This is a genomic window from Spiroplasma taiwanense CT-1, from assembly GCF_000439435.1.
GTDB lineage: Bacteria > Bacillota_I > Bacilli_A > Mycoplasmatales > Mycoplasmataceae > Spiroplasma_A > Spiroplasma_A taiwanense.
Map to the genome: position 1 here is coordinate 504,515 of NC_021846.1, position 16,639 is coordinate 521,153.

The 16,639-nt window shown below is 20.6% G+C and carries 18 protein-coding genes; 15 read left to right on the forward strand and 3 right to left on the reverse strand.

Features of this window, described 5'->3' with window-relative positions; all coding sequences use genetic code 4:
- Positions 1 to 89 precede the first annotated feature (89 nt).
- A complete protein-coding gene (locus STAIW_RS02540; RefSeq protein WP_020834288.1) occupies positions 90 to 284 on the reverse strand; it encodes a hypothetical protein in 195 nt (64 codons plus the stop codon).
- A 168-nt stretch (positions 285 to 452) separates the two neighbouring features.
- Between STAIW_RS02540 and STAIW_RS02545 the strand changes: the two genes are divergently transcribed.
- Positions 453 to 1,193, forward strand: coding sequence for a MurR/RpiR family transcriptional regulator (locus STAIW_RS02545; protein ID WP_020834289.1), 741 nt, complete (start codon positions 453 to 455; stop codon positions 1,191 to 1,193).
- 59 nt (positions 1,194 to 1,252) lie between these two features.
- On the opposite strand, the gene STAIW_RS02550 is transcribed toward STAIW_RS02545, so the two are convergent.
- The gene (locus STAIW_RS02550) at positions 1,253 to 2,248 is read right to left on the reverse strand and encodes an alpha/beta hydrolase (protein ID WP_020834290.1); all 996 of its coding nucleotides are present in this window, start codon (positions 2,246 to 2,248) and stop codon (positions 1,253 to 1,255) included.
- A gap of 122 nt (positions 2,249 to 2,370) precedes the next feature.
- On the opposite strand from STAIW_RS02550, the gene STAIW_RS02555 reads away from it, so the two are divergent.
- From STAIW_RS02555 to STAIW_RS06195, 9 genes are all read left to right on the forward strand, one after another.
- Entirely contained in the window at positions 2,371 to 3,936 is a 1,566-nt protein-coding gene (locus tag STAIW_RS02555) for a hypothetical protein (protein WP_020834291.1), read from the forward strand.
- Between the two features lie 61 nt (positions 3,937 to 3,997).
- Positions 3,998 to 4,513, forward strand: a complete 516-nt coding sequence (locus STAIW_RS02560) for a hypothetical protein (protein ID WP_020834292.1) — start codon at positions 3,998 to 4,000, stop codon at positions 4,511 to 4,513.
- 18 nt (positions 4,514 to 4,531) lie between these two features.
- Entirely contained in the window at positions 4,532 to 4,987 is a 456-nt protein-coding gene (locus tag STAIW_RS02565) for a dual specificity protein phosphatase family protein (RefSeq protein WP_020834293.1), read from the forward strand.
- 643 nt (positions 4,988 to 5,630) lie between these two features.
- A complete protein-coding gene (locus STAIW_RS02570; protein WP_020834294.1) occupies positions 5,631 to 6,407 on the forward strand; it encodes a Pr6Pr family membrane protein in 777 nt (258 codons plus the stop codon).
- Positions 6,408 to 8,021: 1,614 nt separating this feature from the next.
- Positions 8,022 to 9,302 (forward strand): hypothetical protein, encoded by a 1,281-nt coding sequence (locus tag STAIW_RS02575; RefSeq protein WP_020834295.1) that lies wholly within the window; start codon positions 8,022 to 8,024, stop codon positions 9,300 to 9,302.
- A gap of 14 nt (positions 9,303 to 9,316) precedes the next feature.
- On the forward strand, positions 9,317 to 9,667 hold the full coding sequence (locus STAIW_RS02580; protein ID WP_084676582.1) for an ATP-binding cassette domain-containing protein: 351 nt from the start codon (positions 9,317 to 9,319) through the stop codon (positions 9,665 to 9,667).
- A 238-nt stretch (positions 9,668 to 9,905) separates the two neighbouring features.
- On the forward strand, positions 9,906 to 10,331 hold the full coding sequence (locus STAIW_RS02585) for an ATP-binding cassette domain-containing protein (RefSeq protein ID WP_041618840.1): 426 nt from the start codon (positions 9,906 to 9,908) through the stop codon (positions 10,329 to 10,331).
- A 110-nt stretch (positions 10,332 to 10,441) separates the two neighbouring features.
- Positions 10,442 to 11,905 (forward strand): hypothetical protein, encoded by a 1,464-nt coding sequence (locus tag STAIW_RS02590; protein WP_020834296.1) that lies wholly within the window; start codon positions 10,442 to 10,444, stop codon positions 11,903 to 11,905.
- Positions 11,906 to 12,342: 437 nt separating this feature from the next.
- On the forward strand, positions 12,343 to 12,501 hold the full coding sequence (locus STAIW_RS06195; protein WP_169522260.1) for a hypothetical protein: 159 nt from the start codon (positions 12,343 to 12,345) through the stop codon (positions 12,499 to 12,501).
- Between the two features lie 83 nt (positions 12,502 to 12,584).
- Here STAIW_RS06195 and STAIW_RS02595 read toward each other — a convergent pair whose 3' ends face one another.
- Positions 12,585 to 12,782 carry a hypothetical protein gene (locus tag STAIW_RS02595; protein ID WP_041618841.1) on the reverse strand — a complete coding sequence of 66 codons (198 nt, stop codon included), beginning with the start codon at positions 12,780 to 12,782 and terminating at the stop codon, positions 12,585 to 12,587.
- Positions 12,783 to 12,927: 145 nt separating this feature from the next.
- On the opposite strand from STAIW_RS02595, the gene STAIW_RS02600 reads away from it, so the two are divergent.
- The 5 genes from STAIW_RS02600 (at position 12,928) to STAIW_RS02620 (ending at position 16,632) form a co-directional block, all read left to right on the forward strand.
- On the forward strand, positions 12,928 to 13,521 hold the full coding sequence (locus STAIW_RS02600) for a hypothetical protein (protein ID WP_020834297.1): 594 nt from the start codon (positions 12,928 to 12,930) through the stop codon (positions 13,519 to 13,521).
- Positions 13,522 to 13,668: 147 nt separating this feature from the next.
- Entirely contained in the window at positions 13,669 to 14,418 is a 750-nt protein-coding gene (locus STAIW_RS02605) for a hypothetical protein (RefSeq protein ID WP_020834298.1), read from the forward strand.
- A 274-nt stretch (positions 14,419 to 14,692) separates the two neighbouring features.
- Positions 14,693 to 15,565 (forward strand): hypothetical protein, encoded by an 873-nt coding sequence (locus STAIW_RS02610; RefSeq protein WP_020834299.1) that lies wholly within the window; start codon positions 14,693 to 14,695, stop codon positions 15,563 to 15,565.
- 488 nt (positions 15,566 to 16,053) lie between these two features.
- On the forward strand, positions 16,054 to 16,401 hold the full coding sequence (locus tag STAIW_RS02615) for an NAD(P)H-dependent oxidoreductase (protein ID WP_053228507.1): 348 nt from the start codon (positions 16,054 to 16,056) through the stop codon (positions 16,399 to 16,401).
- Positions 16,402 to 16,431: 30 nt separating this feature from the next.
- A complete protein-coding gene (locus tag STAIW_RS02620; RefSeq protein WP_041618842.1) occupies positions 16,432 to 16,632 on the forward strand; it encodes a hypothetical protein in 201 nt (66 codons plus the stop codon).
- Positions 16,633 to 16,639: the final 7 nt, after the last annotated feature.

Here is a 16,639-nt window from a genome sequence, read left to right on the forward strand (position 1 = left end):
TAAAAATTTAAAGTATTTTAATCAGTATAAAATTTAATGAAAAAAAACTTATAGATAAACCTATAAGTTTTTTTATTTGTTTTTATATACTATAAACTTCCTAGTATATCTGCAACTTTTGCTCTATATTCTTCAAGCTCTTCTCTTAAAGCATTATTTTGCTCAAGCAAATCTGTAATAACTTCTTCAATTCTTTCAAAAGCTAAATCACTTGTATTTTTTAAATTATTTAAAGAATCTCTAATCTCAGTAGAAGATACGTCTCTTTTACTTGACTTTGCCATATTGTGTTACCTCCGTTAAGTTCTTCCCTAAACATAAATTTATTATATATTAAATTACTATTAAATTCTAGATTTTATTTTATGTTATAAAAATTATTAAAATCTATTTTATAACATAAAATAATATAATTACCTTATAATTATTGTATGTAAGGATGTAAATAAAATATGGAATCAATATTTGAAAAATTGGAAAATACCTCAAAAGATTTTAAAGATACAACATTTAAATTAATAGCAAATCAAATTTTAAGTTGTTGGCAAACAGGTGCTTTTAAAAATCAAGAAACTTTGAGTAAAGAATGTTTTGTTTCTAATTCAATAATAACTAAATTTTCAAAAGGATTAGGTTATTCAGGATATAGAGAATTATTGTTTGAACTTAAAAGAGAGTACAATCATTATAGTTTTAAAAATGAAAATTTTGATGAATTTAAATTTGAAAACTTTATTTACTCATTAGGTGAATGAATAAAAGAAAATAGTAATTTTATAAAAAAAATTTCTAAGAATTTAATTAATGTTAAATTTGTGAAAATATATTCTTCTTATCAATCAAGGCTTGCAAGTAAATATCTATTCGAGCTTTTATTAATGCTTGGAAAAGTAACAGTTATTATTGAACAAGAATATAGTTTACTTGGTAATCCAATTGCTGATGAAAATTCATTAGTAAATATATTAATTTTAGCAGGTAGGGATAATGATACTTTAATTAGAAAATTTAATAATGATGTAAATAAAAATTCAAATTGTTATTTAATTACTACTTCAAGACAAGTTCAAAAAATGGAAAATTCATTTCAAGAAACATTATTAATAGACTTTGAATTTGATAACTCAAGTTTCTTTTATAGAAATATTGCGTTAGAATTATTATTTTTAGAAATTTTTCATCAAATAATGTAAACATTATTTTAAAGATTGTTTTAAAAAATATTAAAAAAGTGAGTTTTTGAGCTCACTTTTTATTTAATAAAACTTAAAGTAGTATTTTTATAGTTTTCTAAATTCATATGCATTGAACTAGAATGCTTTGCATTATCATAAATCACTATTTGACTAATTGGCTTTAACTCAATTTTAGTTTTTAAATAGTGCATTACAATTGAATTATGATACATTATAAAATCATCTTTTTTACCATGAATAAATAAAATTTTTAAGTCTCTTATATTTTGATTAACTAGTAGTAAATTTACATCTTTAATATCTGATTGAGTATATCTTCTAAAATTATAATTAATTCCTAATGACATCAGTCATCATGGAAGCTTCAAATATTTTTTTAAAAAAAATCTAATTTGAGGGACTGCTTCAGCAAATCCACAATCTGCAATCATTCAATCAATTTTATTATTTTGATAGTATTTATTTGCAAAGTATAATGCTGAGGAAGCACCCATACTAACTCCAAAAACTCCAATTTCTTCAACTTTATAACAACTTTTAACTCAATTTATAACTTCATTTAAAATTTTTGAATTTGATCAACCAAAATCAGATTTTGTTCCATAAGTTTTACCATGAGCATAAGCATCAAAAGTTATTATATTATATCCTTGTTCATAAAAATGGGATACATTTCTTAAACCAATATATTTATTTCTCTTAAAACCATGTAATCCAATTACTCACTTATTTGAATTTTTATTTCTTACAATTAATGCACTTATTTGTTCTTTAAACAATCCAATATTAAATTCCTTTATTTGTTCTTCTGAAATATTAAAGTTTTCAATATTTTTTACTTTTAAATCATAAATAAGATGTTCGTAAGTATTTAGTTCTATATTGTGTTTGTTTTTTCCACTTCTTTGATATTTAAAGAGATAGCCAAGAAATAATAGAACACATAATCAGCTCATTAAAAGAACAATAGGAAAAAATATAATAGTTAAAGTAATATTAAATCAATTATAATGATATTTTTTTATTTTTTTTAAACTTTTTTCATAGTTCATACCAAATCATTCCTTTTTTCTATTTTAGCAAATATAAATAAAAAACAAATTGATAAAATGAAAAATATTTTTGAATACTTTTACAATATAATAAATTCATTATTAAAAGGGGATAAATAAAAATGAAAAAGTTTTTAATTTTTTTTGGAGTTGTAGGAAGTTTATCTTCATCATTTTTATACACATCTGAATTTATTAATGAAGCAAAAACTAATATAGATTATATAAAGAAACTTAGAATTATTAACAATTTAGAAAGTGATGAAAAAATTGAATATAATAATTTTATAGTTCCTAAAACTACAGTTAATGGTGAAGAAACAGTAATGTATTATGGAAGAGTTTTGAAATACTTTTTTGCAAATAGTGTAGAAATTTCTAATGAAGTTTTGGAAAATCTAAAAAATCAATTTTCAAAAAAAAGTGAATCAATAAGTGCACTTTCAATTCAAAATTTATTAGCTTCAACAATAAATTTAAGTATTTATGGCTCAAGTAGTGATGCAGAGTTTTTTGCAGAATCTTTTGCAAAATGATTAGATACACCGGATGAATTAAAAAATAAAAGTTGAGAAATAACAAATAATTTTTTTACAAATATTCTTCCTGAACTTTTGAAAACAGGTGCAATTTTAAAAGATCAAGATACTAATGCTGAAAAAACTATTGTTAATTTAGTTTCTAATAATATTTCAACTATAAAATACAATATCAATTTAGAGGTAAAAGATTCAAATCCAGTTGATCTAAAGTATCAAACAACAGATTTAATTTTTTCTCAATCTTATTGAAAAGGAAGTTCTAACTATAATGGAGCATTAAATTACATTGCTAAGCAAACAAATAATCAATCAGTATTAGAAACATTTGAAATAATTAAAACTTGAATTAATGATAACTATACCCGTGCAAGTGAAGCATCTATTCAAAAATTTAATGATTTTAATAAAAATAATTTTAAAAATTTTGATGAATTAGATAAGGAATTAGTTAAATATTCAATTGATAATGAAGGAGTTAGCAGATTACCTTTTAAAAAAGTTTATGATAATTTAGAAGAAAATTATTTAATAAGTATTCCTAGTTACTTTAATGATTCAGAAAAATGAACAACAACAGATACAAAAAATTTAAAACAGTTAACTTTATTTTTATATAATATTCTTTCATCTTTAATTGAAAATGAAATTTGAGTTAGAAATCTACTAACAGGATTTATAATATCACCCGATTACCCGCTAATTGGCGCTTCAAATGGAACAATGGGTTATACAAGTACTGCAGGTTATACAAATAGAGCTACTGGTAAATATGCTAGTACTACATACTCATATATAGTTTTGACAGGAGTTAGTTTAACAATTAAAGAATTTAATAGTAATTATAAAATGGGATTTTGAAGTTCACCTATAAAATATAATGTTCTAATTCATGAATATGGACATGCAATTGATGCTTTTGGAAGTAGATTAAATGAGAACAGAAATACAAATTATAGTAATGATATTTCCTATAAAGAAATGTATTCTGGTAATATTTTTGGAGATTATAAACAAACTTCAACTTCAAATTCATATTCTGTAAAAACTTGAGTAATTATTGTTCTTGGAGTAATTGGCTCTTCAATTTTAATTATTGGAATAAGTTACACTGTTAATATAATTAGAAGTAAAAAGAAAAAAGTATAAAAATGAAATAAAACACTTTTTATGGTGCTTTTTTATATACAATAATAAAAGGGAGTGTTTTATGAATAAAAATGTTTTTTTCAAAAAAATTAATGAGATATTAACAAAATCTGGTTGTACACAAATAGAATTTTATGAACCAAAAGATGTAACTGTTGAACATCAATTTAAACAAATAAAATTAGAAAGTATTTTTAAAATTCATTATTTAAATACAAATTATAAATTTATAAATTTATATATTAAATTTAATGAAATTGATTTTTTATACAAGGCAAGTAATCAAAAAGATTTAACTCTTTATTTAGATTTAACAAATAAAACTATTGAAGAAAAACAAGTTTTATTAGATTCTTATTCACAAAGGGACAGTCAATTGGGATTAACAAAATTAAAACCAAGTTTACAATTTGGGCCAATTCTTTTTTTGGAAAAATTTAAAGATAATGAGTTTCATATATATATTGAAATTCTAAAAAATAAAAATATTTTGGATCAAAGTAATACCAAATTAGATTTTTTATATTTTGATACTGATTTTGAATTTTTTAATAACTTTTTACCAATTTTACTTTAAAAATTAGGAGAAGAAAATATGTATAAAAAAATAATTAATAATTTATATTTAGGTGGAATGAAAACAATTCCAAATGATGCTGATTTAGTGTTAAGTTGTGCTGAAGAAATTTTTAATGATATCAATGACTCAAATGAAGCCAAAAAAATTATAAAAAATAGTGTAAAATCAATATATTATAATTTTGAAGATTATCCAAATATTCAAGATATGGATATTAGTCTTATAAATGATGCAATTAATCAAATAGAATTAAATATTCTAAATAAAAAAATATATGTTCACTGTGTATGAGGAGTAAATAGGAGTGCTAGCATTGTTTTCATGTATTTGGTTAGAAATAAACTTATTGGTGGAAGAAACTATAAAGAAGCACAAAATGAATATTGAAAAATTTATCCAAATCATAGCCCAAATCCTGGATGAAAAACTTTTTTAGAATTTAATTTTCCATATAATTTCATAAAAAAATAATGCAATTTTATATTTTAATTGCATTATTTTCTTTTTTAATTTTTTAAATAAGCTATTAAAAATAGTATTCCACTAATTAAATTAAAAGATATACAAGTTGAAATAACATTTCATAATGAAACACACTTATTTTTTTAAATATTTTATTGTAACTAAAGCAAAACTGATAATTTGTAATACTGTTGAAAATAATAAAAAAATATTTTAAATATTTTTCATAAATCTCAAATATTTTTTATTTCATCATTGTTTATTAATTATTGAACAAATGTAATAAAAATTAATACTATAACAATAAAATTAATAATTAGTCCAGCAAGTATTAATTTTCTAATTTTTCTAATTTCATTATTTGTTTCCATTCATAAATTATAACAAATTAATTAGTGTTGATGCTATAGGAAATAATCCTGAAATACTAATATTTATTTTAAAAGTAGATAAGAGTTATAATTTTTATATTTTTTTTAATTTATAAAAATTATAATTTAAAAAGATTGCATTTTAAATTTAAACCAATATAATAAAAAAGTAATTAAATATTTTTTTACTAAAGATAAAAAAATTTTAACTTTACTTTTAGAAAAAAAATATATTAATTTTTTTTCATTAATATATAAAATTAAATCATTAGGGGGTAAATATGAAAGCTTTTAACTTTCAAATAAACTATAAATTATTTTTTGGATTTTTATCTTTTATAACAATATTTTCTTGTTATCTTTATAAAATAATTGATGGTTCAGAAGTAATAAATAACTATTCAGGAAACTATGAAATATATACAATTGATTTTTTTACAACGTTTACATTATTATCTAATGTTTTTGTTCAAGTTTGATTTTTATATGCTGGTTTCAATCATAAAAATGAAGGAAAAACTAAATTTCTAAGTCATACTACAGCAAATAGTTTAGCTACAATGATAACTGTAACTTTTCTTGTTTATAATTTTGTTTTAGTACCAATAGATACTGGGTTTCCAAAAGCACATTTTGATAGATATGTAACTGTTGTTGATCATATGATTACACCAATTGCATTTGTTATTTATGTAATATTTTTTATGGCAAATAAAGAAAAAATAAGTTTAAATCAATTTTTTATTAAAAAATTTTGAACACAATTTACTTTAGTTTTAGGATATTGTATTTTTGCAATGCTTAGAGGTGAATTAAGATATGGTTCAAATTCAGATCTTTATTATAAAGAAGAAAATGGTGAGGTTGTAAGAAATATATTTTATCCTTATTTCTTTTTGGATGTACATCATCAAGGTCCTTTAGGTCTTAGTGGTGCTGTATGATTTATAATTGCGTTTGTTTTAATTGTAAGTATCATGATTGCATTTAGTTATTTATATAATTTTTTAAGTAACATAATGATGTCAAAAAACTATTATAAAAAAATTTCAAAATAAAATTTAATAAATATAAAAAACTTCTCAAGATGAGAAGCTAAATTAATAATGGAATTTATAAATATTATTTGATAAATTCATTAAATTTAATTGTATAAATACAAATTTTAAATAAATGAAATATTAATTAATCTTTATAATAGATATATTTCCAAAAGTTATCATAAACTTGGGAGGGCTTATAACAACGACATAAGTGTCCCTAAGGACATTATTAATATAACAAAAAAGTAATTTAAATTCAAATTTAACTGATTTAAATATGTATTTTTCAATACTAATATAAATTTTTTAAGTGTTTTTTTGGATAATTTTATTTATATTTAAAAATACTTAAAATTGTGGGTGTTTGGGTGGGATTAGGAAAAATACAAGTTAAATGCTGCTTGTAATAGCTTTTTAAAAAAAGCAAATAAGTACCTGTAAATCAATTTAAAAGTTGCTAAATTTAAAATTATTTTACCCTTAAATAGTTTTTACCTAGAGTAGTGATACTCTAGGTTTTATTTTCCCTTTATTATTAAAAATAATAAACAAAATTTATTATAACTTAATTTTTTTTTGATTTTTTGATTTTTTGATTTTTTTAAATTTGAAAAAAATTTTTACAACAAAGATTAATTAATGAAAATCATTCATAAAAACTAGTAAAAATCATTTTAATATTAAAAAATAAATAAATTTTAACTTCAGCAAAGTAATAGAAAAAATCAAAAAAATAAATATAATATAGAAAGTTAGTTATGTGTCAAAAAAAGACATAAAAGATTAATCATCTTTTATGTGTAGGGTGGGGATAGGGAAACTAACTGAAAAGTTAGTATTTAATATTTTTTATAATAAGTATGTATAACAACAAAAAAAAAAAAAAATTCAAATAAAATTATTATTTTTACCCTTAAATAGTTTTAACCAAGTGTCTCGAATCACTTGGTTTTTTTGTCCACAAATTAATTTTAACAATGTTTTTGCATTTTTTTTTGAAAAGTTAAGTTTTATTTTTCAAGTAGTATATTAAATAAAACTCAGTTTAAAAGAAGAGAAAATTATTGTATAATTACTTTATAAATTATTTTTACTTTTATAAATTATTTTATTTAGATTTTTAGGGGAATTTTATGGCAACAAAATCAAGAGTATATGATAGTATTCCATTTTTCCATTTTTTAACTTAGTTGTTTTTACTATAAAAAATATTTTAAAAGAATTATCATTTATTGTTTTAAATATTTTTTTAGTAATATTCTTTTTAATATTTGCATTTTTATGTGGATTTTTAACAACTGGGGCAAATATTATTATTTTCTTTAATTTTTTTGTTCTAATATATATATCATGTTTTATATTTATATTTTCATTACGTATGATTCAGTTTTATTTTTATAATAAATTTGAAGATAAAACTACTTTTATTGCGATCTCTAATCAAGTTTCAAGAACTAAATTCTTTTTTAGTCAATAATTTGTGATATTTACTACTTTGATTGCAAATATTTTTTTAGTTATTTTATTGTAAATATAATTAGTCTTATTTTTAATTCAGATTTAATCTCACTAGTTTTTAGAGTTACTACAGTTTTTTTAGTTTATGGCTTATTAAGCACATTTTTAATAATGAATTTTGTAATTTTTTTAATTTTTACATTTTCACTTCAATCAACAACAATCATTTGTACTTTATTATTAGCCTTTTCTTTTATTGCAAATTTACCAACAACTTTTAATGAACAAAAAGAAGAGCGTTTAAGGTTAGGAGTAAATTATAATGGCGAAAATCCATTATACTATGTTCCTGATATATATGAAACTTTTGACCTTCAAAAGAATGTAAATGAGGGAAAAATAAGATACAAATATCTTTCAAAATATATTAATGACTTTTTTATATCAAATTCTTTTTCTTTTGCTACTTTTAATGATGATGAGTCAATAATTGCACAAAGAATTGATTATTTATGAGGAATTAATGGACTTGGTATTACAAGAACAGAGCCATATAGTTTTTCAACATTTTCTGGTAGATTGAATTCAATTCCAAACGATTATGCTGATTTTGATACATTTTCAGATGTAACAATTTCTATTAGTTTAAATAATACTTTTATTTCTCTAGATGAATTAAAAGTAAGAATTGATTCTTCAATAAATATAGATCAGAAAAATGTATTAAATGACCTATATAATTTTAAAAATGAAATTGTAAAAGAAATTGGTGGATCATCTTCTACAGATTCAAATCAATGACCCAGAATTTTTCAACAACAGAAAAACGAATTGTTAAAAGATTTTATTTTTATAAATAAAGCAACAATGACTCAAGCAAATAATGAAATAGATTTAGGAAAAGATGATATTGATTCTATTTATAAATATGAACTTGTAGGAAGAAATAACTCAAATACTTTAACTTTAGAAAGTGGAATTGCAGATAATTTTGTAAATGAAATGTATTTTTCATTATTATTTGCATCAAGAATTTTAGAACAATATTTCATTGATTATACAAGCAGGTACATTATTTTAACTGAAAGTCAAATTAATAAAACTGATACAGATTGAAATAAGTATGTTAACTCAAGAAAAGTGCTAAATGGAACACTATTTGTTAATCTTTTTTCACAACTATTAACAAGTTATACTCTATATTCAGGTTTTTCATATGATGATTTTTGATTTGATGTATTTTCAACTTCAAAAATAGAGTTTGAAGCTCAAAAAAATTTATTTCTAGCTTATCCTCAATATACTTTTAAACTTAACAGTGAAGAAGTAATTGAAAAGGATACATATAATAACTATATAAATCCTATTTATTACATAATTATCTTATTTATATTTGCATTATTTTGTTTAATATATGCAGTTGCTAAATTCAATTTAATTAATTTTAAATAGAAAGGAAAAAAAGTATGTTTGAAAATTTGGAAGAAAAAAATGTAAATGAAGAAATAATATTAGAAAATCAAGATATTCAAAATTTAATTTCGTCTGATTCTAAAAATGCTATTGAAGTTTCAACTTATTTGAAAAAATTCAAAAAAAATAAAATTGGAGAATTATCTTTTTCAATAAATAGTTCTTCAATTACAGCAATTTTAGGAAGTAGTGGAAGTGGTAAATCAGTTCTTATAAATTCAATTATTGGTGCTTTAAAAAGATACCAAGGTGAAATTAAAGTGAATAATGTAAAAATTAAAAAAATAAAGGTTTTATTGTTAATAAAGATATTGGTTTTTATACGCAAATTGATTTTTCCTTAATAAATGTAAGCTTATATAGTTATTTAAAAACAATGTGTATTATTATGGGAATTCGAAAAACTTATGTAAAAGAAAGTATTGAATATTGAGTAAATTTTTTTGAACTTGAAGAATCATTAAATAAAAAATTGAAAAATTTTTCATAAGAAATGAAAAATAAAGTTAATTTAATTTTGGCTTTTATAAAAGATCCAAATATTATAATACTTGATGAACCTAGTGCAAACTTGGATTCATATTGAAGAAACAAATTGAAAAAATTACTAATAAATTTAAAAAAAGTGGTAAAACTGTTATTATTACTTCTCATAATATTGATGAGTTATTTGATATTATTGAATATTATGTTGTAATTGATAGTGGAGAGTTATTATTTGAAGGGTCTACAGAAAAATTAAATATTTATACTAAATATAAAATTTTATTAAATGATTCTTTTGATAAAGAAGGTTTTGTAAAATTTTTAAATACATTAGATATTGAATTTTATAAATTTGATAATGAAGAAAATGCAGTTACAATTTCTATTAGAAAATATAAACAAATTAACTATTTATTCCTTTATTTAGTTAAACAAAATTTACCTATAAAAAATTTAAGAAAAATTCCAATAAATATGGAATCAATTCATAAGGCAATTGAAGATTATAATAAACATAGTTAATTTTTATTATAATTTCTTTTAAAGAATTATATTAAAAATATTTTAAAAATGTAAAATATTTTTAATAATAATATTATAAGTTTTTGTAGTTAATTATTTAGAGGTGTAGAATGAAAAAAATATTGACATTATTGAGTACATTTTCCATTGTAAGTGCTCCAACATTAGCTTTTGTTGTAAGTTGTGGAACATCAGATGAAGAAACAAATGAAGATAGTATTGGTGCTTTATTGCAATTAATTGAGAATTATAAAACAGATATTTCAACTATTATTGAAAATTTTGTAAAAACAAAAATAGATAATTTGTTTATTTCAGTTGGATCAACAACTGAAAGTAAAAATAAATTTTTACAAAGAGATGCATTAACAATGATTGTTAGTGCTAATGGTAATAATAAAATAACTAAATATTCACAATTAAATACTACTCAACAAGCAAATTTAAGAAATGATTTTGAGAACTTAATTAGTTTTTCAAGTCTTTCAAGTACATTAAATTCACAAATAAATAAGAACAAATATAATTCAATTGTTCAAGGAATTAGTGATGTTTTACCATCTTATTCAATTGATGAAAATAATTTTAAAATAAATTATGTTACTTCTGGAAATGTTTCAATTGGTTTTAGCTCATATGTAAAAATGAATTTTAATTTTAATATTAAGTATATTAATGCTAATAAAATTCAAGAAACATATGAATACAGTAAAAAATTTACATTTAATATTTCAAGTGGTGAAGCTGTTTTAGGAAATGTTAAAAATTTTACTAAACAAATTGATACTTTTTTATTAAAAGAATACGATACATCAAGTTTTCAATATGGTTGACTTGATCAAACAATGATAACAGATTCTAAAAATGGACTTTCTTATTCTGATATAACAAATAAAGGAAAAATTTTAAAACCTAATTATAATTCAATAAAAAATTTATTCACTCCTAATAAATTTAAAACAGAAATTAATGAGCAATTGCAAAATAAATTTTTTCAAGGATTACCAAATTTAGAAAATATATTTCAAAATACACAAGTAGTTGAGAATTCGACTTCAATTGAAGGTTATTTAAAAAATGCTTCAATTTCATTGGTGAATGCTATTAAACCAGAAGGTGTTAAATTATATAATCTAATTTTTTCTAAAAATTCAGATTTTTCTACACTAGACGATAATACAAAAAATATTTTAAAATTAAATTTAGGACTTGAATTTGAAAATTATAAAAAAATTTATGATGCAAAATTTATTAATTTTTTAGATAGTCTAGAGGAAAAAAGCACAAGCAATGATATTGGTGATAAGGATTTTAGAAATAAACTTGATATTGCAAAAAGTGAAATTGCAACAGAGGGTTATAAAACTCTTGATCCTTTTACACAACAAATTTTGAGATCAGCAGGGTACATAAAAATTTCATTTGATAAAATAGAGATTAAATTAACAAGTGAATATATAATACCAATTGAAGATTTTTCTACATATGTTTCTATTACGTCAAATAATAATGATAATGTTTTATCAATGCTTGAAAAAAGTAATAATTACACTATTATTCAGATTTATTCTTAAGTATTTTTGATAATACAATCCTTGCAATTCAAAATTTTCAAAAATTATTTGGAATTTAAGAGAGATTAGGTATTTATGGAGAAAATCAAGAAAAATTAATTGAAACAGGTTTTCCATTTGTAAGATTTAATGGAAAATATAGCGAATTTCCAAGTGATATTGATAATTTATGAAATTTTTGAAAAAATGTAACTAGCGCAACAGATCAATTTTATAATTCAACAATAAATAATTTTTTATCTCTTAGATATCAAGATAGTACAAGTTCAACTCCAGAAATTAATAAATTTTATAAAAAATTATTAGAAATAACATATCAATCAAGTTTTAATTGAGGCTTTTTTGAAAGTGGAGCTCCTTTAACTCAAAATAATCCATTAATAGGTAATATAATTGCTACATGAAGTTATGATACATCAGAAAATAAAGGTATTTATTTGTTAAGAACTCCTAACAATAGTACTTTAACAAATATAAAATTTAGTTTTGATTTATTAAATATTCGTTTTGATGTGGGTAATTGATATAGTTATAGAAATCCAGGAACTGGATATAATTCAAGTAATTTAGGAAATTACTTTATATGGAATGGTTAATTTTCATAAAAGAAATGAGGTTTTATTATTAAAAAGATATTAAATATTTTTTCAGTTTTTTCATTATTATTTGCACCTGTTTTTTATGTTATTTCATGTGGTAATAAAGAAGCAGAAAATAATCAAGAAGCAAATACTGTAAAAGTTGTAGAAGATAAAATTGAAGTATTAAAAACTAGAATTTCTACAATTATTGAAGATCATTGAGATAACTCTAATTTTTTAAATAACTTATTTCAATTTTCTGAGTCTCCCACAATTTCAAATTTAAAATTTTTCACTAGAGAAAATATTATTAAATTAGTTGAAAATTACAGAGATGAAGAAAATTCAAAAGTCATTTTAAATCTGGATCAATTAGAAAACAGTGCTGAATTAAAATTAATTTTTTTTAATAATTTTGAAAAACTGATAAAAATAGATGAATTGGAAAAAAATATTAATTTTTTATCAAATTCAACAGAATTTTCAATAATTAAAAATTCATCAGGAATTTTTTTTGATAGTATTTCAATTGATTATTCAAATGTAGAAATGAACTATACAAGTAAACAACTTCAAAATGACCTAAAAAATCAAAATAAAAATGCTGATGCATTTAATGGAAACATAATATTAAATATCAAAGTAAATTATAAATATCTTGATGCACTAAAAGTTAAACAAATTGGTAGTTTTGAAAAAAAATATAATTTTGTTATTTCTTCACAAGAAGCATTAATTGATGCTTCAAAAAATTTTCAAAATAATATTGAATTAAACTTTTTGGAATCTGTTTTAGATTCTGCGTTTTTAGATTCTAGTTTTTTTGGTTTTTCAGCACCGGAACTTTTACCATGAATGCATAATTTAAGTTCAGATCAAGTTTCTGCAAATTTAAATACAAAAGAAAATTTTAAAGAGAAATTGATTAATTTTGTAAATAGTACTTATTTTAATGAATTAGGTTCAAATATACCTTTAGAATTTAGCAATAAAAATTCTATATTTAACAGTTTTTCTACAATTGAAACATTTTAAAATACTTATGCCACTTTTTACAAGCCGGAGGAAATAGCTTTTAATCAATTATACCCATCAATATTTAGTGAGAGAAATAGTGAAAATAATACAACAATTGAATTAGAAAATTATTTACTAAATACACCTTCTTCAAGTGAAAATAATTTGACAAAATGACATGGTGATTATTTGGAAAAAATAAATACATATTTAATAGATAAAAAATTTAATTTAAATGATAATGTTGCTAAAAAATTAAGTAAATCAATAATGCTTGCAAAAATTCAAATTACTGGCTTTCAAATAAATTTTGATTCATTAAATTATGTATATCCTTTAAATGATTTTTATGTATATATTTCATTTGCAATAAATAATGAAGAAGAGAATATATATCAAAAAGAAAGTAAGTTTTTTAATTCAGTATTAAATAATGCAATTTTAGGAATTACTGAATTTCAAAAAGTTTTTGGTATAAAAGCATTGGATTATAAAAATTCACAAAGTGGGGGAACTTTTAAAAACTCTATTTTAAATATGAGTGGAACTAGTACTTATTTTCAAAATTCAGTAGATAATTTATGAAATAAATTTGAAGCTATGGAAGAAGGAAGCGACGATTCTCAAAATCTAAATAATTCATTGAGTTTAAATGATACTACAACGACTTCTTTTTCTAAGTATAAAGATAAAATTTTAAATACTGGAAAACAAAGAGATTTTATTTTTCAAATTAATGATAGTGGTAACTCATCTGGAACTTATGAAAATGTTATAAAACCTCAAAATAATTCAGATTATAAATATGATTTTATTCAAGATAATAAAATGAATAGTATCTTATCAATAAAAAAGAAGATGGCTTATATGTTACAAGCAAAAATTATACATATGAAGATAAGAACTTGTTTATAAATTTTAATATTAATTTTATTAATATCATCTTTGAAATAAAAGGTGAAAATCTAGTTAAAACTGATGAAACTTCTGTTGCACTATTTAAATATATAACTTAATATTTTTAATGACATAATTTTAATAAAATTATGTCATTTTTTATTGAGTAAATTATATGTATTTAAAGTTTAAAAATTATAAAAAAATGATATAATTATATAGAAATTAATAGAAATAACAATATTTTTTAGTAAAAAAAATAAGTTATTTCAGTACACGGAGGTAGGTATATATGTATTACGTTTTTTGAAGAGAAAATAGTTTTTATGTAATTGATAAAGATATGAATGTAGTAAATAGGTTTTTTTCAATGGATGAAGCTCAACAATTATGTTTTTATCTAAATTATAATAACAGAATTTATAATAATAATTTTTATGAAACTCCTGCTATTTTTACAAAAACTACTAATTCATCAGGATTTCCAAAACAAAGAGAAGAATTAACAAAATTAAATACAACTTTCTCAAATGAACCAAAAAATGTATTTAGTTCGCTTACTCCAGGAGTAAGTTATGGTAATATAACAATTAATATTCCTCAACATGAAAGTTATTCTCACAAAAGAGAAGAACCTGTTGAAAATATTTTTACAAATGATTTTGTTGTAAAACCGAAGAAACAAAAAGTAATTGACAAATCTTTATATGAAGATGATCAAAGTATTGAGGATGATTTAGAATTTACAAAAATTAGAAAAAAAATTGAACTAGAAAAGTTGAAAAAACAGTTAGAATTAGAAAAAACAGCGACTAATTTAGAATTAGAAAAATTTAAAAAAGAATTGGAATTCAATCAAACTTCAAATAACTTAGAATTAGAAAAAACAAAAAAGCAACTTGAACTTGAACAAATGAGAAAACAATTAGAATTAGAGCAAAATGCCTCTAATTTAAATGCTCAAAAAATTAATAATAATTTAGAATTAGAAAAATTATCAAAAGAACTAGAATTGGAAAGAGCAAATAAGCAAATTGAACTTGAAAGAATGGCAAAAGAGCTAGAATTGGAAAGAGCAAATAAAGGTAATGTAAATAATGAAAATGATTCATCATTTATATCCGCAAATGAAATTAATAATTTCATAAAAAAACTTGAAGAATAATTAACAAAAAGGAAAATAAAAATGAAAAAAACCCAATTTATACTTTTATATTTAATTTAAATTTTATAATTTTAATGCTATTTATAAATCTTATTTTACTACTTTTAAAAATTGATTGAAACATAATATTATATGTCAATATTCCAGATTTATTAGTATATATATTAAATATTAATCTTCTATTCTTATTTAATAGAAAAGAAGAAAAACCACAAAAGATAGAACTAATTCAAAAAGAAGAAAAAAAAAATTAATTCTTTTGAGTTAGAAACTAATGAAAATTTAAGAAAAGAATGAGAAAAAAAATTATCTGATTCAAAAAAAATAAAGTAGGTAAAGAAATATTTTAGTTTTAAAATAAGCTTAAAAATATGCTTATTTTTTTATTTTAAAAATAAAAAAATACAAAATATTAAATATTAGATATTAAATAAAAAAAATATTAAGATATAAATATTTTATGTATTTAATTTTTTAGGAGTATTTTTATGAAGACAGTTATTGTAATTGCAAACCCAAAAGAAAATAGTTTTAATCATGCTATCGCTGATGCTATTATCGAAGGTTTAAAAATAAAGAATAAGGAATTTAAGATTTGAGATTTAAATAAAATGAATTTTAAACCTGTTTTAAGTTCAGAAGAGTTTGAAAAATTTGGTTATGGTAGTGTTTGTCCAGATTTACAGAATTTTTTAAATGTTTTAATAAAAGAATGTGATCAAATTATATTTATTTATCCATTATTTTATTTTGATTTTCCAGCAATTTTAAAAGGTTTTTTTGATAGATTATTTATTGGAACTTTAATTAAAGATGGTTTAGAACCTGTAAATTAAAAATCATCAATTGATATTGAAGAGACATTAATGATTCAAACATCTTTAGGAGATAATTGGAGTCTTTCACCTGAAGTTTCAAAAGAAACTTTTAATAAGGCTATTAAACTTTTTCTATATAAAATTGGTTTATATAATACTGAAATTGTTCATTATAAAAATATTTCTAAATCAACAGAAGAAGAAAGAAAACAATTTTTGCAAAATTTTAAAGATAGATTTTCCAAATAAAATATTT